20 protein-coding genes are annotated in these 18,385 nt (G+C 53.0%); 13 read left to right on the top strand and 7 right to left on the bottom strand.

Annotated elements, in window-relative coordinates:
• Window positions 1-64 precede the first annotated feature (64 nt).
• Window positions 65-937: a MurR/RpiR family transcriptional regulator gene (locus tag SERS4_RS0114860; RefSeq protein ID WP_012145493.1), complete on the bottom strand. Its 873-nt coding sequence runs from the start codon at window positions 935-937 to the stop codon at window positions 65-67.
• A gap of 352 nt (window positions 938-1,289) precedes the next feature.
• Between SERS4_RS0114860 and zwf the strand changes: the two genes are divergently transcribed.
• From zwf to mdtI, 4 genes are all read left to right on the top strand, one after another.
• Window positions 1,290-2,765: a glucose-6-phosphate dehydrogenase gene (gene zwf / locus SERS4_RS0114855; RefSeq protein ID WP_012145492.1), complete on the top strand. Its 1,476-nt coding sequence runs from the start codon at window positions 1,290-1,292 to the stop codon at window positions 2,763-2,765.
• Between the two features lie 152 nt (window positions 2,766-2,917).
• Complete coding sequence (locus SERS4_RS0114850; protein ID WP_012145491.1) at window positions 2,918-3,559, top strand: bifunctional 4-hydroxy-2-oxoglutarate aldolase/2-dehydro-3-deoxy-phosphogluconate aldolase; 642 nt, start codon at window positions 2,918-2,920, stop codon at window positions 3,557-3,559.
• A 565-nt stretch (window positions 3,560-4,124) separates the two neighbouring features.
• Entirely contained in the window at window positions 4,125-4,493 is a 369-nt protein-coding gene (gene mdtJ, locus SERS4_RS0114845; RefSeq protein WP_012145490.1) for a multidrug/spermidine efflux SMR transporter subunit MdtJ, read from the top strand.
• Window positions 4,480-4,809, top strand: coding sequence for a multidrug/spermidine efflux SMR transporter subunit MdtI (gene mdtI / locus SERS4_RS0114840; protein ID WP_012145489.1), 330 nt, complete (start codon window positions 4,480-4,482; stop codon window positions 4,807-4,809). Before mdtJ ends, mdtI begins: the two co-directional genes overlap by 14 nt.
• 58 nt (window positions 4,810-4,867) lie before the next feature.
• Here the strand turns inward: mdtI and SERS4_RS0114835 are convergent, their stop codons facing one another.
• Window positions 4,868-5,212, bottom strand: coding sequence for a RidA family protein (locus SERS4_RS0114835; RefSeq protein WP_017893086.1), 345 nt, complete (start codon window positions 5,210-5,212; stop codon window positions 4,868-4,870).
• 133 nt (window positions 5,213-5,345) lie between these two features.
• Here SERS4_RS0114835 and SERS4_RS0114830 point away from each other — a divergent pair, with 133 nt between their 5' ends.
• From SERS4_RS0114830 to rnd, 5 genes are all read left to right on the top strand, one after another.
• Window positions 5,346-7,250: an ATP-dependent DNA helicase gene (locus tag SERS4_RS0114830; RefSeq protein WP_012145487.1), complete on the top strand. Its 1,905-nt coding sequence runs from the start codon at window positions 5,346-5,348 to the stop codon at window positions 7,248-7,250.
• An 80-nt stretch (window positions 7,251-7,330) separates the two neighbouring features.
• A complete protein-coding gene (gene tsaB / locus SERS4_RS0114825) occupies window positions 7,331-8,032 on the top strand; it encodes a tRNA (adenosine(37)-N6)-threonylcarbamoyltransferase complex dimerization subunit type 1 TsaB (protein ID WP_026142407.1) in 702 nt (233 codons plus the stop codon).
• 100 nt (window positions 8,033-8,132) lie between these two features.
• On the top strand, window positions 8,133-8,723 hold the full coding sequence (locus SERS4_RS0114820; RefSeq protein WP_012145485.1) for a Slp family lipoprotein: 591 nt from the start codon (window positions 8,133-8,135) through the stop codon (window positions 8,721-8,723).
• 207 nt (window positions 8,724-8,930) lie between these two features.
• Entirely contained in the window at window positions 8,931-10,619 is a 1,689-nt protein-coding gene (gene fadD / locus SERS4_RS0114815; RefSeq protein ID WP_017893083.1) for a long-chain-fatty-acid--CoA ligase FadD, read from the top strand.
• An 89-nt stretch (window positions 10,620-10,708) separates the two neighbouring features.
• A complete protein-coding gene (rnd, locus tag SERS4_RS0114810) occupies window positions 10,709-11,830 on the top strand; it encodes a ribonuclease D (protein ID WP_037410731.1) in 1,122 nt (373 codons plus the stop codon).
• Window positions 11,831-12,066: 236 nt separating this feature from the next.
• Here the strand turns inward: rnd and minE are convergent, their stop codons facing one another.
• Genes minE through minC form a run of 3 tightly spaced genes read right to left on the bottom strand, consistent with a single transcriptional unit; the run spans window position 12,067 to window position 13,879 of the window.
• A complete protein-coding gene (gene minE, locus SERS4_RS0114805; protein WP_012145482.1) occupies window positions 12,067-12,336 on the bottom strand; it encodes a cell division topological specificity factor MinE in 270 nt (89 codons plus the stop codon).
• A gap of 3 nt (window positions 12,337-12,339) precedes the next feature.
• Window positions 12,340-13,152 (bottom strand): septum site-determining protein MinD, encoded by an 813-nt coding sequence (minD, locus tag SERS4_RS0114800; RefSeq protein ID WP_012145481.1) that lies wholly within the window; start codon window positions 13,150-13,152, stop codon window positions 12,340-12,342.
• Window positions 13,153-13,177: 25 nt separating this feature from the next.
• Window positions 13,178-13,879 carry a septum site-determining protein MinC gene (minC, locus tag SERS4_RS0114795; RefSeq protein ID WP_017893081.1) on the bottom strand — a complete coding sequence of 234 codons (702 nt, stop codon included), beginning with the start codon at window positions 13,877-13,879 and terminating at the stop codon, window positions 13,178-13,180.
• 136 nt (window positions 13,880-14,015) lie between these two features.
• On the opposite strand from minC, the gene SERS4_RS0114790 reads away from it, so the two are divergent.
• From SERS4_RS0114790 to SERS4_RS0114780, 3 genes are all read left to right on the top strand, one after another.
• Window positions 14,016-14,288, top strand: coding sequence for a YcgL domain-containing protein (locus SERS4_RS0114790; RefSeq protein WP_012145479.1), 273 nt, complete (start codon window positions 14,016-14,018; stop codon window positions 14,286-14,288).
• A gap of 65 nt (window positions 14,289-14,353) precedes the next feature.
• On the top strand, window positions 14,354-15,400 hold the full coding sequence (locus SERS4_RS0114785) for a lytic transglycosylase domain-containing protein (RefSeq protein ID WP_026142405.1): 1,047 nt from the start codon (window positions 14,354-14,356) through the stop codon (window positions 15,398-15,400).
• A 77-nt stretch (window positions 15,401-15,477) separates the two neighbouring features.
• On the top strand, window positions 15,478-16,134 hold the full coding sequence (locus tag SERS4_RS0114780) for a fumarylacetoacetate hydrolase family protein (protein ID WP_017893079.1): 657 nt from the start codon (window positions 15,478-15,480) through the stop codon (window positions 16,132-16,134).
• A 75-nt stretch (window positions 16,135-16,209) separates the two neighbouring features.
• Here the strand turns inward: SERS4_RS0114780 and SERS4_RS0114775 are convergent, their stop codons facing one another.
• Window positions 16,210-16,458 (bottom strand): CsbD family protein, encoded by a 249-nt coding sequence (locus tag SERS4_RS0114775; protein ID WP_012145476.1) that lies wholly within the window; start codon window positions 16,456-16,458, stop codon window positions 16,210-16,212.
• A gap of 408 nt (window positions 16,459-16,866) precedes the next feature.
• On the opposite strand from SERS4_RS0114775, the gene SERS4_RS0114770 reads away from it, so the two are divergent.
• Window positions 16,867-17,313 carry a YcgN family cysteine cluster protein gene (locus SERS4_RS0114770; protein WP_012145475.1) on the top strand — a complete coding sequence of 149 codons (447 nt, stop codon included), beginning with the start codon at window positions 16,867-16,869 and terminating at the stop codon, window positions 17,311-17,313.
• A 506-nt stretch (window positions 17,314-17,819) separates the two neighbouring features.
• On the opposite strand, the gene dsbB is transcribed toward SERS4_RS0114770, so the two are convergent.
• Window positions 17,820-18,350 carry a disulfide bond formation protein DsbB gene (gene dsbB, locus SERS4_RS0114765; RefSeq protein WP_012145474.1) on the bottom strand — a complete coding sequence of 177 codons (531 nt, stop codon included), beginning with the start codon at window positions 18,348-18,350 and terminating at the stop codon, window positions 17,820-17,822.
• Between the last annotated feature and the right edge of the window lie 35 nt (window positions 18,351-18,385).

The raw sequence follows: 18,385 nt of genomic DNA, 5'->3' as shown, positions 1-18,385 counted from the left end.
TACAGGGTACAGCCTCTAATGCTGCCGTCCAGATGAGTTTGAACGACAGTTTTTTTCACATAGGTTACGAGTCGAAACTGTTGGGGATAACCACACCCTTATCAAAGCGCGATTCTTTCAACGCTTCCTTGACCCGCTTCAAGTTATCTCTGAATTTGGCCCCTCTACGCAAGGTAAATCCGGTGGCCAGCACGTCGATGAGTGTTAATTGCGCAATTCGCGATACCATCGGCATATAAACGTCGGTATCTTCCGGAACATCGAGCAATAATGCCAGCGTGGCTTCATGAGCCAGCGGGGTATCGCGCGAGGTAATGGCTATTACCGTGGCATCGTTTTCACGTGCCAGTTGCGCCATCTCCACCAGGTTTTTGGTGCGGCCGGTATGGGAGATGAGTACTACCACATCCCCCTCGCTGGAATTCATGCATCCCATGCGTTGCATGACGATGTCATCGAAATAGACCACCGGAATATTGAAGCGGAAAAATTTGTTCATCGCGTCGTGGGCCACTGCCGCCGAGGCACCCAAACCGAAGAAAGAGATTTTTTTTGCCTGGGTAAGCAAGTCAACCGCACGATTGATTGCTGCAATATCCAAATTTGCCTTTACTGTATCAAGGCTGGCCATGACGGATTCGAAAATTTTACCGGTATAGGAAGCAACGCTGTCATCTTCCTCCACGTTACGGTTTACGTACGGGGTGCCGTTGGCCAGGCTTTGGGCAAGATGCAGTTTAAAATCGGGAAAACCCTTGGTATCGAGACGGCGACAAAAGCGGTTGACGGTGGGCTCGCTAACGTCCGCCATCCTGGCCAGCGTCGCGATACTTGAGTGAATGGCGGTCTGCGGGGAGGCGAGGATCACCTCGGCGACTTTCCGTTCAGATTTGCTCAGCAGCTCCAGATGGCTCTGGATTTTTTCCAGCGTATTCATATAACGAGAGTCACTCATGGGTTTTGTCGATTTCAATCAAAGGAGAAATCAATGCCGGTTTAGTGAAAATATACTACGTGCTGGTAACCGTTGGCAGTGTCGACAGAGGGTATGCAGAGTTTTTTCATCAGAACATGACCTGTGTCTAACTTTCATAATGGTAAAAGAGCGTCAAAAAAGACAGAAAATTACAGTTTTTGGTTCAGTCAGCGGCATTTACTGCCAATAGCGCTTAACACTGCAATTTTTGGGGCTTTTTTTCTACTTTTGATCCGGGTTTACTGGCTGTAGTTAAAGAGAGTACATTAGTAATGTAAGAAAATTACAAATATCCTGCAACGAGGAGATGAACATGGCGGTAACCTCTACAGCCCAGGCGTGTGACCTGGTTATTTTCGGCGCGAAAGGCGATTTGGCGCGTCGTAAGCTGTTGCCTTCCCTGTACCAGTTAGAGAAAGCCGGTCATATCCACCCGGATACCCGTATTATCGGCGTCGGCCGTGCCGAGTGGGATAAAGATGCCTATATCAAGGTGGTCAAGGAAGCGCTTGGCACCTTTATGAAAGAAAAACTTGATGACGAACTTTGGGCCACGCTTAGTGCGCGCCTGGACTTCTGCAACCTGGATGTGAACGACAGCAAAAATTTTGCCAAATTGGGCAAAATGCTGGATCAGAAACATCGCACCACCATCAACTATTTTGCCATGCCGCCCAGCACTTTCGGCGCGATCTGCAAAGGGTTGGGTGAGGCCAAGCTGAACCACGAGCCGGCACGCGTCGTGATGGAAAAACCACTAGGTACCGATCTGGCCTCTTCGCGTGTGATCAACGATCAGGTGGCGGAGTATTTCAACGAGTCTCAGGTTTACCGTATTGACCACTATCTTGGCAAAGAGACGGTGTTGAACCTGCTGGCACTGCGTTTTGCCAACTCACTGTTTGCCTCCAACTGGGACAATCGTACCATCGACTCGGTACAAATTACCGTAGCGGAAGAGGTGGGTATTGAAGGGCGCTGGGGTTACTTTGACCAGGCCGGCCAGATGCGCGACATGATCCAGAACCACCTGTTGCAAATTCTGACCATGATCGCCATGTCACCTCCGGCGGATCTGACCACTGACCGTATTCGCGATGAGAAAGTGAAGGTGCTGCGCTCACTGCGTCGTATCAATCAGACCAATGTGCGCGAAACCACCGTGCGTGGCCAATATACTGCCGGTTTTGTGCAGGGCAAAAAGGTTCCTGGTTACCTGGAAGAGGAAGGGGCGAACAAAAGCAGCAACACCGAAACCTTCGTCTCTATCCGTGTCGATATCGACAACTGGCAGTGGGCCGGCGTGCCGTTTTACCTGCGAACCGGTAAGCGCTTGCCGACCAAGTGCTCTGAAGTGGTGGTCTACTTCAAGAACCCACCGCTGAACCTGTTCAGCGATTCTTACCAGCAACTGCCGCAGAACAAATTGACCATTCGTCTGCAACCGGATGAAGGCATCGAGATCCAGGTATTGAACAAGGTCCCTGGCCTGGATCACAAACACCGCCTGCAAACCACCAAGCTGGATCTGAGTTTCTCAGAGACCTTCAACCAGGAGCACGTGGCAGACGCCTACGAGCGCCTGTTGCTGGAGACCATGCGTGGTATCCAGGCGCTGTTTGTGCGCCGTGACGAAGTGGAAGAAGCCTGGAAGTGGGTTGACTCCATCATGGACGCCTGGAAAGCGGATAACGAAGCGCCGAAGCCGTATCAGTCCGGTACCTGGGGCCCGGTAGCTTCGGTGGCGATGATCACCCGCGATGGCCGTTCCTGGAACGAGTTCGAATAACGACCCGGCCGGCAGTTTATCTGCCGGCATTTTTTTGCCTGCACGACTGGGGCGCAACATCACTTGGGGTACGGCCGGACGCCCGCGAGACTCCGTGGGCCCCTGTGGCAGGGGCGTGCCATTGATAACCCGTAAGTAATGGAGAAGTAACGATGAAAAACTGGAAAACCAGCGCAGAACAGATCCTGACCGCCGGTCCGGTAGTTCCGGTGATTGTGATTAATAAGCTGGAACATGCGGTGCCGCTGGCCAGGGCGCTGGTCGCCGGTGGCGTGCGCGTATTGGAAGTCACTTTGCGCACTGCCTGCGCGATGGACGCGATCCGCGCTATCGCGGCAGAGGTGCCGGAGGCGATTATCGGTGCCGGTACTGTGCTTAACCCGCAGCAGTTACAGGCGGTGACCGAAGCCGGTGCGCAATTCGCTATCAGTCCGGGCCTGACGGAGGCGCTGCTGAAAGCCGCTACCGCAGGCAGCATTCCATTGATTCCGGGTATCAGCACCGTTTCAGAACTGATGCTGGGCCTGGATCACGGTCTGCGTGAGTTCAAGTTCTTCCCGGCTGAAGCCAACGGTGGCGTTAAGGCGTTACAGGCGATCGGCGGCCCATTCCCGCAGGTACGTTTCTGCCCGACCGGTGGCATTACACCTGGCAACTACCGTGATTACCTGGCGCTGAAAAGCGTACTGTGTATCGGTGGTTCCTGGTTGGTACCGGCCGACGCGTTGGAAAATGGCGACTACGCACGCATCACTGAACTGGCTCGTACCGCAGTGAGTGGCGCCACGGCGTAACCCGCGCCGGGCCTGGGTTTGGCGATTATTTGCCCGAACCAACCTAAACCAAGGTTCAACAGAATGTTGAACCTTTTTTTTATTTTTAAATTCCTTAACTTTCTTATTTATAGACTGTTTTTTTATAGTTTTTGTGAAAATGGCGGTTTGCTTTATGATTATTGCTATGGTACAACTATTGCAGTTAAAATTTTACTTGATGAGGATATTGGGCAAATCGCACTCCGTGTAACAAGATTATGTGCGGCTGAGAATAGAGAATACTTATGATGACAACTAATGGAATTACCCTCAGAACCTCTACTTGCCAGCTTTTCCTGTCTGCCATCCTTGCCAGTGAGCATCACTGGTGCAGCGAGCTATAGCGTCTTTCTCCCTTAACCGGTGCTGGTGACAGGCTCAGTCCTTCGTCATTTCGCGTAGCCGGGCAAACATTTTTATTACGTTTGGGTCAGTTTATCCCCAGGGATCTCTGCGTCTTTAGCGCCTGTTTGCGCCTGTCTGACGAGATAAATCGGGATAAATATGCCTTAGCGTGCCTTATTCGCCGTTTGGGAGAGAAATCATGATTTATTGGATCTTTTTAGGTTTGGCCATAGCGACCGAAATTATCGGTACCCTGTCAATGAAATACGCCAGCATTAGCGGCGGCATGACCGGCCATATAGTGATGTATGTAATGATCACCGCATCGTATGTGATGCTGTCGATGGCGGTAAAACGGGTTGCTCTGGGCGTCGCTTATGCCCTGTGGGAAGGTATCGGTATCCTGTTTATTACCCTGTTTAGCGTGCTGTGGTTTGACGAACCGATCTCGGCGTTGAAGGTGCTGGGTCTGGTGACGTTGATTGTCGGCATCATGCTGGTGAAGTCCGGCACCCGCAAACCACGAAAACAGGTAACGCCGCGAGGTGACAACCATGCAACAGCTTGAGTTGTACCACATTGCTTTTCTGGGATTGGCGATCGTACTGGAGATTATCGCCAACATTTTCCTGAAGATGTCGGACGGTTTCCGTAAAGTTTGGTTGGGCCTGTTGTCTCTGCTGTCGGTACTGGGGGCGTTCAGTGCGCTGGCGCAGGCGGTGAAGGGGATTGATCTTTCGGTTGCCTATGCACTGTGGGGTGGTTTCGGTATCGCCGCGACAATCGCTGCCGGCTGGATCCTGTTTGGTCAACGGTTAAATGCCAAGGGCTGGATTGGTCTGGTGTTGTTACTGGCGGGGATGGTGATCATCAAACTGGCTTAATCAGCCGCAAACACGACAAAATAAAACCGCAGGCGTTATCGTCTGCGGTTTTTTTGCTTTACAGCGCGGCAATGATTTTGATTTCAACCTTGTATTTCGGGTTCATCAATTTTGCCTGCACGGTACAACGCACTGGGGCACTACCGGCAACCACCCAGGCATCCCAGGCGGCATTCATCCCGGTAAAGTCAGCGCCGTCGGCCAGAAAAATGGTGGCGTCCAGCACCCGGCTTTTGTCGGAGCCCACACGGGCCAGGATCACGTCAATCGCCGCCAGGGCGTTAGCGGTCTGTGCGGTAGCGTCATCATCCAGATTTTCCGGCACGCTGGTGTAATAAACAGTATCGTTATGAACCACGGCTTCAGACCAGCGATCGGCGGGATCAATTCTTTCAATATTCATTCGGTTATCTCCATATCATAGTCGCGTGTAGGGTATCACAGCCATCGGCAGAAATACTCGACGTTAAAGTCGGTGGTAGCCTCGCTGCAGGATTGGCATAATCAACGCTGAATAATACCGGCAGAGAGATAGCGTGACAGACGATTTCGCAACAGACGGCGCCCTGGCGCAGGCAATCAAGGGTTTCAAACCGCGTGAAGCACAGCGGCAGATGGCGGAAGCGGTCACCGAAGCCATTAACTTCAAGCAGGAGTTGGTGGTTGAAGCGGGCACCGGCACCGGTAAAACCTTCGCCTACCTGGCACCGGCACTGCGGGCCGATCGCAAAGTGATTATTTCCACCGGTTCAAAAGCGCTGCAGGACCAGCTTTATGCACGGGATCTGCCCACCGTTGCCAAGGCGCTGAACTACAAAGGCAAGATGGCGCTGTTGAAGGGGCGATCCAACTACCTGTGTCTGGAGCGTCTGGAGCAGCAGTCGATGGCCGGTGGCGAACTGGCCGGACAGGCGCTGATCGATCTGGTCCATCTGCGCAAATGGTCATCAATGACCAAAGAGGGTGACATCAGCAGCTGCAGCGACGTGGCGGAAGACAGCTTCGTCTGGCCGCTGGTGACCAGTACCAACGATAACTGTCTGGGCAGCGACTGTCCGTTGTATAAAGATTGCTTTGTGGTCAAAGCCCGTCGCCGCGCAATGGATGCGGACGTGGTGGTAGTGAACCACCATCTGTTCCTGGCGGACATGGTAGTGAAAGAGGGCGGTTTTGCCGAACTGATCCCCGAGGCCGATGTGATGATCTTCGATGAAGCGCATCAGATCCCTGACATCGCCAGCCAGTACTTTGGCAAACAGCTAACCAGCCGCCAATTACTGGATCTGGCCAAAGACATTTCCATTGCTTACCGCACCGAAGTGCGTGACGCGGCGCAGCTGCAAAAAAGTGCCGACCGTCTTAGCCAAAGTACGCAGGATTTCCGCTTAATGCTGGGAGAGCCAGGATTTCGCGGTAACCTGCGCGAGGTACTAAGCCAACCTAATGTGCAGCGCGCCTTGCTGTTGCTCGATGATGCGCTCGAACTCTGCTACGACGTAGTCAAGCTGTCCCTCGGTCGTTCAGCCTTGCTGGATGCCGCCTTCGAACGCGCCACGCTGTATCGTGCGCGCCTCAAACGTTTGAAAGAGGTGACGGAACCCGGTTTCAGCTACTGGTACGAGTGCAACTCGCGCCATTTTATTTTGGCGCTGACGCCATTGACGGTCGCCGATCGTTTCCGTGAGTTGCTCGATGAGAAGCCGGGCAGTTGGATTTTCACCTCGGCAACGTTATCGGTTAATGAGCAAATGGGGCATTTTACCGATCGTCTGGGCCTGAATAAGGCCAAAACCCTGCTGTTGGCCAGCCCGTTCGACTATGCGAAACAGGCATTGCTGTGCGTGCCGCGCTTTTTGCCGTCACCGAACCAGCCGGGTGGGGCACGGCAATTGGCGCGTATGCTGCGGCCGTTGATTGAGGCCAATAACGGCCGCTGTTTCTTCCTCTGTACCTCGCACCAGATGATGCGTGAACTGGCGGAAGAGTTCCGTGCAACCATGACCTTGCCGGTGTTGTTGCAGGGGGAAACCAGTAAGGGCCAACTGTTGGCGCAATTTGTTGAGTCCGGTAATGCGCTGCTGGTGGCGACCAGCAGTTTCTGGGAAGGAGTCGACGTGCGCGGCGATGCTTTGTCGTGCGTGATTATCGACAAGCTGCCGTTTACCTCGCCCGACGATCCCTTGCTGAAAGCGAGGATTGAAGATTGTCGACTGCGCGGTGGCGATCCTTTTAACGATGTGCAATTGCCGGATGCGGTCATCACTCTGAAACAGGGAGTTGGGCGCTTGATCCGCGATACCGACGACCGTGGCGTGTTGGTGATCTGCGATAACCGCCTGGTGATGCGGCCGTATGGAGAAGTGTTCCTCAACAGCCTGCCGCCGACGCCCCGTACCCGCGATATCGCCCAGGCGATTGCCTTCCTGCAGGCGGAGCGCTAGCGGATAGGCGTGACCACAGGGCTGTGCTACAATGCGCGCCCTGTATGAAAAACCCTGTTTTTTTCCCGCCTGAGGTTGGCATGTCCACGCGAATTTTAGCGATCGATACAGCGACGGAAGCCTGTTCCGTTGCCATCTGGAATCAAGGCGAAATCCACGCCCTGTTTGAACTGTGCCCACGTGAGCATACGCAACGCATTTTACCTATGGTGCAGCAAGTGCTGGCGGAATCCGGCGTCACTCTTAATCAACTCGATGCTCTGGCCTTTGGCCGTGGCCCAGGGAGTTTTACCGGCGTGCGTATTGGTATCGGTATCGCGCAGGGTCTGGCGTTGGGCGCCGGCTTGCCGTTACTGGGTATTTCTACTTTGCAGACCATGGCACAGGGTGCCTGGCGCGTCGCCGGGGCTGATCGAGTGCTGGCGGCGATAGATGCGCGCATGGGTGAAGTTTACTGGGGCCAGTTTGAGCGTCAGCAAGACGGCCATTGGCTGGAAAGTGAAGGTGAGGCGGTACTTTCACCCCCGCAGGCGCTGGCGCGTGCGCAAGGCCTGCAGGGGCACTGGGCGCATGTTGGCACCGGCTGGCAAACCTATCCGGATCTGGTCACCGGCTCTTCGCTAAGCTTGAGCGATGGCCAAATGCTGTTGCCGCAGGCGGAAGATATGCTGCCATTGGCGTTGCATGCCTGGCAACAGGGGCAGGCCGTAGCGGTAGAAAATGCCGAGCCGACCTACCTGCGTAACGAAGTCACCTGGAAAAAATTGCCGGGGCGTGAATAGCGCAACCTATTGTGCTTTGCTGGCGTTCGGCATATGAATGAACTGCAACTTGCTCGGTGAACTGATGTCAAAGTTACAGCTATTTCAGGAGATTGCGACGATGCTAACCCGCACTGTAAGTAAAAAAATGGCGCTACTGGCTATTGCCGGTGGTGCGTTTGCGTTGTCGGGCTGCGTTACCGTGCCCGATGCAATTAAAGGCAGCACGGAAACGCCGGTGCAGCAGTTGTCCTCGGTGCAGAATGCACCGAACCTGTTTGTGGGTGCTGAGGCCCGTTTTGGCGGTACCGTGGTGAATGTCGCTAATGAGCAGGGGCGTACGGTGCTGGAAATTGCTGCCGTGCCGCTCGATTCCGGTGCCCGACCGATTTTGGGCGAGCCGTCACGGGGGCGTTTGCTGGCCTCTGTTAACGGTTTCCTGGAACCGGTCGATTTCAAAGGTCAGTTGGTTACCGTGGTGGGGCCAATTACCGGCGTCAGAGACGGCAAGATTGGCATGACTCCGTACAAGTTTGTCACCATGAACGCCACCGGTTATAAACGCTGGCACCTTAGCCAACAGGTGATGATGCCGCCGGCGCCAATGGGGCCATGGGGCTGGCGTAGCGGTACCTGGGGCCCCGGCTGGGGCGTGGGTTACGGCTGGTACAATCCTGGTCCGGTGCAGGTGCAAACCATAGTTACCGAGTAGTGTTCGCGAGAAGTTAACCATTTTGAAAGGGCGGCTCCGGCCGCCTTTTCCTTTTGGCGCAGGGAAACGGCGCCAATTAGTGACGTACATCGCAACCTTAATATTGTTTAAAACTCAAACTGGTCTGCTGAGTTAAAATATTGTTATGGTTTGGCTGCATATTTAGGGGCTGCGATGATAATGAATAATGATTTCAGGAGTAATACCTTGGATAAGGTTTGGTTAAAACGTTACCCGGCAGATGTTCCGGCAGAGATCGACGCCGATCGTTATTCATCTTTGGTCGAAATGTTTGAAAATGCGGTTAAGCGTTACGCGGATCAACCCGCTTTTATGAACATGGGCGAGGTGATGACCTACCGCAAGCTGGAAGAGCGTAGTCGCGCTTTTGCCGCTTACCTGCAAAATGAACTGGGTCTGCAGAAGGGTGACCGCGTTGCCCTGATGATGCCGAATTTGTTGCAGTATCCGATCGCACTGTTTGGCATTTTGCGAGCCGGTATGGTGGTGGTCAACGTTAACCCACTGTATACGCCGCGTGAACTGGAGCACCAATTGAACGACAGCGGTGCCAGCGCCATTGTGATCGTCTCCAACTTCGCCCACACGCTGGAAAAAGTGGTGTTCAACACCCAGATAAAGCACGTGATCCTGACGCGCATGGGCGACCAGCTCTCCGCTGCCAAAGGTACGCTGGTTAACTTTGTGGTGAAATACATTAAGCGGCTGGTGCCGAAATACCATCTGCCGGCGGCTATTTCTTTCCGCAGTGCGCTGCAGCGCGGACGCCGGCTGCAGTATGTCAAACCCGATATCATCAACTCTGACCTGGCGTTCCTGCAATATACCGGTGGCACCACCGGCGTGGCAAAAGGCGCGATGCTGACGCACCGTAACATGCAGGCCAACCTGGAACAGGCCAAGGCGGCCTATTTACCGCTGTTCCGCGAAGGGCAGGAACTGGTGGTGACGGCGCTGCCGCTGTACCACATCTTCGCATTGACGGTGAACTGCCTGCTGTTTATCGATCTGGGTGGACATAATCTGCTGATCACCAACCCGCGCGATATTCCGGGGCTGGTGAAGGAACTGGGCAAATATCCGTTCACCGCCATGAGCGGGGTGAACACCCTGTTCAATGCGTTGTTGAACAACGAGGACTTCCACAAGCTCGATTTCTCCACGTTGCGTTTCTCCGTCGGCGGTGGCATGTCGGTGCAGAAAGCGGTGGCGGAAAAGTGGGAGAAAACCACCGGCAAGCACCTGCTGGAAGGCTATGGCCTGACGGAGTGTGCGCCACTGGTCACCGGAAATCCTTACGATCTGAAACACTACAGCGGCAGCATCGGTTTACCGGTGCCTTCCACCGATATTCGGCTGGTGGATGATAACGGCCATGATGTGCCAGTCGGCGAGCCGGGCGAACTGTGGGTTAAAGGGCCGCAAGTTATGTTAGGCTACTGGCAGCGGCCGGATGCCACTGATGAAGTGTTGAAAGATGGCTGGCTCGCGACCGGCGATATCGTTACAGTGGATGAGATGGGCTTTGTGCGCGTCGTCGATCGCAAGAAGGACATGATCCTGGTTTCCGGGTTCAACGTGTACCCGAACGAGATTGAAGACGTGGTCAGCCAGCACCCTAAAGTGTTGGAATGCGCGGCGATTGGCGTGCCAAGTGACGTCTCTGGTGAAGCGGTCAAGATCTGCGTAGTGAAGAAAGACGCCTCGTTGACCAAAGAAGAGCTGTTGACCCATTGTCGTCGGCAGCTTACCGGGTATAAAGTGCCTAAAATTGTTGAGTTCCGCGACGAGTTGCCGAAGTCTAACGTCGGTAAAATTTTGCGGCGAGAACTGCGTGATGAGCAGAAAAAACCTGTGGCAGCCGATGCCGCCTAGGCTATCATCTACGCCTTACAGATCAACAACGCCGGTGAATGCCGGCGTTGTTGTGTTTGAATCATGAAAGCGACCAAGAGAATGACGTTTTGAACTATCAGTTGATCACTACCGATGCCGGATTGCAGCAGGTCTGCGATCAGGCAAAAAAGCATGCCCAGATTGCGCTGGACACCGAATTTGTCAGAACGCGCACTTACTATCCGCAGTTAGGCCTGATTCAGTTATACGATGGTGAACAACTCTCCCTGATTGACCCCTTGCCAATCAAGCAGTGGCAGCCGTTTATCGAGCTGCTGAGCAACACTCAGGTGGTGAAATTCCTGCACGCCGGCAGTGAGGATCTGGAAGTGTTCCTCAACGCGTTCAAAACGCTACCGACGCCAATGGTGGATACCCAGATCCTGGCGGCCTTTACCGGTCGTCCGATGTCTTGTGGCTTCGCTACCCTGGTGGCGGAGTATATGCAGGTGGAACTGGATAAAAGCGAAGCCCGGACCGACTGGCTGGCGCGTCCGCTGACGGAAAAACAGTGTGTCTACGCTGCTGCGGACGTGTTCTATCTGTTGCCAATGGCCAAACGGCTGGTGCAGGAGACGGAAGATGCCGGTTGGACGGCGGCTGCCAGCAATGAATGCCTGCTGTTGTGTCAACGCCGTAGCGAGACGCTGGCGCCGGAATTGGCCTATCGCGAAATCACCAACGCCTGGCAATTACGTCCCCGCCAGTTGGGTTGCTTGCAGAAACTGGCTGAATGGCGACTGCGTCAGGCGCGTGAGCGCGATCTGGCGGTGAACTTCGTGGTACGTGAGGAGAACCTCTGGCAGGTAGCGCGTCATATGCCGACCTCGTTGGGTGAACTGGACTCGCTGGGGCTGAGCGGCCCTGAAATTCGTTATCATGGTAAAACGCTGGTGGCCTTGGTGGCAGAGGCCGCCGAGCTGGAAGAATCGGCGTTGCCGGAGCCGTTACCGAACCTGATTGACCAGCCGGGTTATAAGAAAGTATTTAAGGAAATCAAAGCGGCGATCGTCATTGCCAGTGAGCAAAGCGGGTTGAGCAGCGAATTGTTGGCATCGCGTCGGCAGATTAACCAGTTGCTGAACTGGCATTGGAAATTGAAGGTTGGCGACAATTTGCCAGAATTAGTCAGCGGATGGCGCGGTGATTTATTAGCGGCGCCACTTCAGGACATTTTGAAGGGTTATTAATCGGGCTGTAAAACGCTGGGGTAGGGTAAGGAAACCCTGCTCTGATTATTTATTAGAAATAGTCGAAGTCAAAACTCTTATCGGCAGCATTTACTTTAAACAAACGTGACGCAAGATTAATTGAGATTAATCCCAAAGGATAAAAACGATTATTAAGTTTTTTTTATCTCAATAACTGGTTATGCATACAGTTACCCCCTGTATAAAATACACAGGGGGTAATTAATGCGTCACACTCATTTAGTTACTTCTTCCGATTCCGGTAATGTCACGTTGAGTTCAAGCACCGAAATATCGTCCCCTTTCTGCTCAAACTGCACGTGCAGCATTTCAGGGTCGATTTGAATGTATTTGCAAATTACCGCCAGAATATCGCGTTTCAAATCAGGCAGATACGGGGGCTCACTGTCCCCCCGACGACGCTCCGCGACGATAATCTGCAGCCGTTCCTTGGCTATATTGGCTGTCTGCTTTTTGCGGGACAGAAAGAAGTCTAGTAATGCCATGGTTTATCCCCCAAAAAGGCGTTTCAGGAAACCCTTCTTCTCTTCTTCAATGAAGCGGAAGGGGCGTTCTTCCCCTAACAAGCGGCTAACGGTGTCGTCATAGGCCTTGCCAGCGTCTGATTCGGCATCAAGGATCACCGGCTCACCCTGGTTGGAGGCCCGCAGCACGGACTGGTCTTCCGGGATAACGCCGACCAGTGGAATGCGCAGGATTTCCAGTACGTCTTCCATGCTCAGCATATCGCCACGGCTCACGCGGCCCGGGTTATAGCGAGTCAGCAGCAGATGTTCCTTAATCGCCGATTCGCCTCTTTCAGCGCGACGGGATTTGGATGACAAAATGCCCAGAATACGGTCTGAGTCACGTACTGAGGAAACTTCCGGGTTGGTGGTGATGATGGCTTCATCCGCGAAGTACAGCGCCATCAGCGCGCCGGTTTCGATACCTGCCGGAGAGTCACAGACCACGAAGTCAAAATTCATCTCGCCCAAATCGTTGAGGATCTTTTCAACGCCTTCGCGGGTCAGCGCATCTTTATCGCGCGTTTGCGAAGCCGGCAAGATAAACAGGTTATCGGTGCGCTTGTCTTTGATCAACGCCTGGTTCAGCGTGGCATCACCCTGAATGACGTTAACGAAATCGTAAACCACCCGGCGTTCGCAGCCCATGATCAGGTCAAGATTCCGCAGACCGATATCAAAATCGATCACCACGGTTTTCTTACCTTTTTGGGCTAGGCCGGTAGCGATGGCCGCGCTTGAAGTGGTCTTGCCAACGCCCCCTTTACCCGATGTAACAACAATAATGCGTGCCATGAAATGGATTCCTTGTCAAAAGGGCTTAATTTAAAGGTTGTATGGTTAAAGCGTTTTCCAACAGGCTGAGTCGTACAGCCTGCCCGACAAAGTCGGACGGGATTTGGTCGCTCAACCAGTACTGCCCTGCGATAGAGACTAGCTCAGCACCCAGGTGCGTGCAAAAAATCTGGCACTGCGTATCACCTGAAGCACCAGCCAGCGCACGACCGCGCATCATGCCGTAAACGTGAATATTGCCATCGGCAATTAATTCAGCGCCGGCGCTGACGCTGCTGGTCACGATCAGATCGCTGTTGCGGGCATAAATCTGTTGGCCGGAACGAACAGGGGTACTGATGATGCGCGTCTTGGCAGGGGCGTTGGGATCCACCACCGGGGCTGGCGCGGGCGCCGGTTCCGGGGTAGCCATCTTCTGGCCTTTGCCTTCGTTCAATAACGGCAGCCCGGCACGGGCTATTGCACGTTTTTGCCGCTCATCTCTGCAACCGCTGATACCCACAACGCGCAGCCCTGCTGCCGTGACAGCCTGTTGAAGTTCTTTCCAGTTTGCGTCGCCGTTCAGCGTTGCAACGTTGATAACAACAGGGGCATTTTTCAAAAAAGCGGGCGCTTGCTCGACTTTTTCTTGTAACGCCTGACGTATTACCTCGGGTTCCGAATTATACAAATGAACAACCGATAGGGTAAAACTGCTGCCTTTTAGCTCAATTGGCGATTGTGACATCTATCCTGACTCAGTCTCAGCAACTTTAAATCCCCGGAATACCAATCGGGGTGCGATATTCCGAAGTACTATAAGCATGTTATAGTCAGAGTTATATCCAGGCAAGACGCTGCCCCAATTAAATAGAGTTAAAAACATGCTTTGTGTGATCTATAGAAGCTCGAAACGCGATCAAACTTATCTTTATGTCGAAAAAAAAGACGATTTCTCCCGAGTGCCGGAAGATCTGCTGAAAAGTTTCGGCACGCCGCAATTGGCCATGGTGCTTTCTCTTGAAGGTCGGGAGAAATTAGCCTCGGCAGATATTGAGAAAGTGAAAGAGGCCCTGAAAGAAGAAGGGTTCTATCTGCAGGTTCCACCGCCATTGGAAAATTTATTAAAACAGCACTTGTCTGACGACAAAAAATAACCGTCGTTGGCGTACAGAGGGGCTACGCTGGATCAGTAACCCCAAACCAACAAAGGAGCTGGGTGATGAGAGGGTCAGCGAAGACAGCGATAGTGGCTCTGCTGGCGTTGGGAACTGGCGTATGTCCGCAACTGATGGCACAGGTCGCTTCACCGGCTACAACTGCTGCGCCAGCACAAGGCACGTTGGCTGAAACCGGTCGCGATCCGGCACAGTTCCCAGCCTATATAGAACAACTGAAACGTCAGGCGCTGGCGCAGGGCATTAGCCCGGCGATCGTCGCCAGCGCTTTTGCCAACGTGCATTTTGTCGACCGAGTGATTAAGGCAGACCGTAATCAGCCGGAAAAGAAAATCACGCTGGATGATTATCTAAAACGTGTATTGCCGCCGGCCAAGATAGCGCAGGGCCGCGCTCTTTACCGGCAATATCAACCCCAGTTGTCTCGTGTTACCGCTCACTACGGTGTTCCTGGACGTTATGTGGTGGCGCTGTGGGGGATGGAAAGCGCCTTCGGCAAGATCCAGGGGCGTGAAGACGTGATATCTGCGCTGGCTACGCTGGCCTTTGAAGGTCGCCGTGAAGCTTTCTTCAGCCAACAGCTAATGGCAGCACTGCGGATCCTCGAACAGGGGCATGTCAGCCGTGAACAACTGAAAGGCTCCTGGGCCGGTGCGATGGGGCAGTGCCAGTTTATGCCGACCTCATTCCTGAATTATGCGGCGGATGGCGATGGCGATGGCCATATTGATATTTGGAACAACGTTGATGATGTGTTTGCCTCTACGGCCCGTTATCTGTCGCGTGAAGGTTGGCAACCGGGCGTAGGCTGGGGCAGGGAAGTTAAACTGCCTGTCGGTTTCAGCAGTGACAGCCTGGGGCTGAAAGTGAGCCAGGCCCACAGTGTCAATGAATGGCAAAAACGTGGCGTGCGTCGTGCGGATGGTTCAGCCTTGCCGCATTCTACCCTGCGCAGCTGGGTGATCACGCCGGATGACATGCAGGGCCGGGCGTTCATGGTTTATGACAATTTTCGCACGATCATGCACTGGAATCGCTCTTACTATTTTGCCATCGGTGTGGGTATGATGGCTGATGGTATCGGGCAATAAATTAGGGCCAGAGTACCTCCACCCACGCGTGGGATAACGGGCTTAGCAAGCTAAGCATGATTGTAGGGAGATGCGGTATGTATCAACATAGAGACTGGCAGGGTTCATTACTTGATTTTCCGGTAAACAAAGTGGTTTGTGTAGGCAGTAACTACGCCGATCATATTAAGGAAATGGGTAGTGCGACCTCGGCAGAACCGGTAGTGTTTATCAAGCCTGAAACGGCGCTGTGCGATATCCGCCAGCCGGTGGCGATCCCCAAAGAGTTCGGTTCGGTACATCATGAAGTGGAACTGGCAGTGTTGATTGGCACGCCGTTAAAACAGGCTAATGAAGATCGAGTGGCTCGGGCCATCGCCGGTTACGGTGTTGCGCTGGATTTGACGCTGCGTGAGCTGCAGGCGGGGTTCAAGAAGGCCGGGCAGCCTTGGGAAAAAGCCAAGGGTTTTGACGGCTCCTGCCCGATCTCCGGTTTTATTCCGGTGGCAGAGTTTGGCGATCCGCAAAATGCCGAGCTGTCACTGACGGTCAATGACCAGGTGCGTCAGCAGGGCAATACTCGCGATATGATCACCCCGATCCTGCCGCTGATCAGCTATATGAGCCGCTTCTTTACGCTGCGCGCAGGTGATATTATTCTTACCGGTACACCGCAAGGCGTTGGCCCGATGAACTCAGGCGACATGCTGAAAATCACGCTCAACGGTAAATCATTAACGACTCGTGTGATTTAAAGCCAGGCAAGACGCACTAAAAAAGGCCCCATGGGGCCTTTTGTCTTTTTCTTCGGTTAGGGGTGGGCAAAATGCTTATTTACGGCCCAGCAAGAAACCGAAAACAATCCCGACCGCAGCGGCGATAGCCACGCCGGCAAGTGGGTTGGATTCAACCTGAGTCCGCACCGTATCAGCCGCATCGCGAGCCGCGTAGCTGGCCTGAGAGGCATATTTGCGGGCTGCGCCTTTAACCTGATGATCCGGCGAGTCCGTTGCTTTACCAAAGGCTTCCTCAACGGCACCGGCAGCTTCATTGACCTTGTCTTCTGCTTTTCCAAACATACTTGGCTCCCTATCTCGGTTATAAAGGCGAACATTAAACATAGCAGGATTGTGCCGTTCCTGGCGGCAAAAAGTGCTTTATAAGATGAATCTTAGCGGTAAGTTGAAGCGTTGGCTGGCGCTAATCCTGGGGTAAACGAAAGGGTGATAGGCCTGTGATTTGTACGTATAATTAAGCGATGCGAGCCGTGTTGTTTTCCACCGAAAGCCCACAAAAATTGGCCGATGGCCATGACGCTTAATGCTGAATACTGTTGTTTTAAATAGCATTTTTTTTAAACAGATATATTGTTATCGCTATGATTATATTGTGTTTTCAGCCTTTCCATTTGGTTAGGATATCTATATAGTGCATCCTCAAAACCTGTACGCAGGTTATCTATTCATTTACCTATACCGGACGCGAACATGTCACAAACCCCTTTTTGGCAACAAAAAACGCTGGCGGAAATGTCAGAACAAGAGTGGGAATCGCTGTGCGACGGTTGTGGGCAATGCTGTCTGAATAAGCTGATCGACGAAGATACCGACGAGATTTATTTCACCAACGTAGCCTGTGACCAGCTGAATATTAAATCGTGTCAGTGCCGCAACTATGAACGTCGCTTTGAGCTGGAAGAGGACTGCATCAAGTTGACGCGTGAGAACCTCACGACGTTTGACTGGTTGCCACCGACCTGCGCATATCGCCTGATTGGCGAAGGCAAACCGTTATTCTCCTGGCACCCACTGGTTAGCGGTTCCAAGGCGGCGATGCACGGTGAGCGCATTACGGTGCGGCATATTGCGGTACGTGAAAGTGAGGTGGTGGACTGGCAGGACCACATAATGAACAAACCAAGCTGGGCGCGATAAACGAAAAAAGCCCCTGCAAAGAAGAGGGGCAAGACACACAACAACACCAGGGAAATCGTTAATACTAACTTGCGGATACTATAAGGTTTTTGCGGCCAAACTTCATCAAAATATCGATGCAATAATGCATCACTATGATGAGTTTTTTTGTATAAGGTGGGTGAGAGCAGATAAGTTGTTCCGTTATAGTACGATTTTATAGCGGAAAAGTGAGATTGTAATCCCGCGAATAAGACGTTTTCCCCCGCTAACTTAATGTTATGTAAATTACGTACCAAATCTCGCCCGGATGCTTCTTTTTATACAGAAGGTTAGGTAGCTTGACCGCTCTCACGCTAAGTTCCGAGAGTAAAATAATGAAAATGATACGTCTGTTTGCCGTGGCTGGGGCGCTGATAGTGCTCGTTTATTACCTTACGCACACTTGATATCGCTTTATCTCTGAAGAGTCTCCTCAACTCCATAAAAAACGGCGCCCTGAGGCGCCGTTTTTTATTCGGGCATGCTTAACGACCAAACAGGTCACGTCGACGCGGACGCACAAACTGCGCGATCAACACAATGATGGCGAAAAGCAGATAAGCCGTGAAGATACCCACCAGCCACTGCGGCATCTCCAGAGTCAGAAACTCCCATTGACGCACTGAACAGTCACCTGACGCGTGAAACACGGCAGGCAGCCACTTATCCAGCGGCAGCCAGGATGGGAAGCTGACAAAGAAATCACAGGTATTAAACGGCGAAGGATGCAGTTGGATCATGGTGTGTTTCCATGCCAATTGCAGGCCTTCCCAGGCGCTGTAAATCCACAGCAGGATAGCGGCATAACGCAGTGGCGTTTTCGGTGCGATGGCACCGAGCAGCGAGGCGCCCAGAATGCCAAACAGCGCACAGCGTTCGTAAATGCACATCACACAGGGTTGCAGCAGCATTACGTGCTGAAAGTAGAGAGCAACTAATTCCAGCACCAGCGCAGTCAGGGCCATCAACAGCCAAGCACCGCGCCCCTGCGAGCAGCGGTTAAAGAATTGCAACATATATTTATTCTTCCATGCAGTAAGCAATTGAACTG

The sequence above is a fragment of the Serratia sp. S4 genome (assembly GCF_000347995.1).
Taxonomy (GTDB): domain Bacteria; phylum Pseudomonadota; class Gammaproteobacteria; order Enterobacterales; family Enterobacteriaceae; genus Serratia; species Serratia quinivorans.
This window is presented reverse-complemented; position numbering and strand designations above follow the sequence as displayed.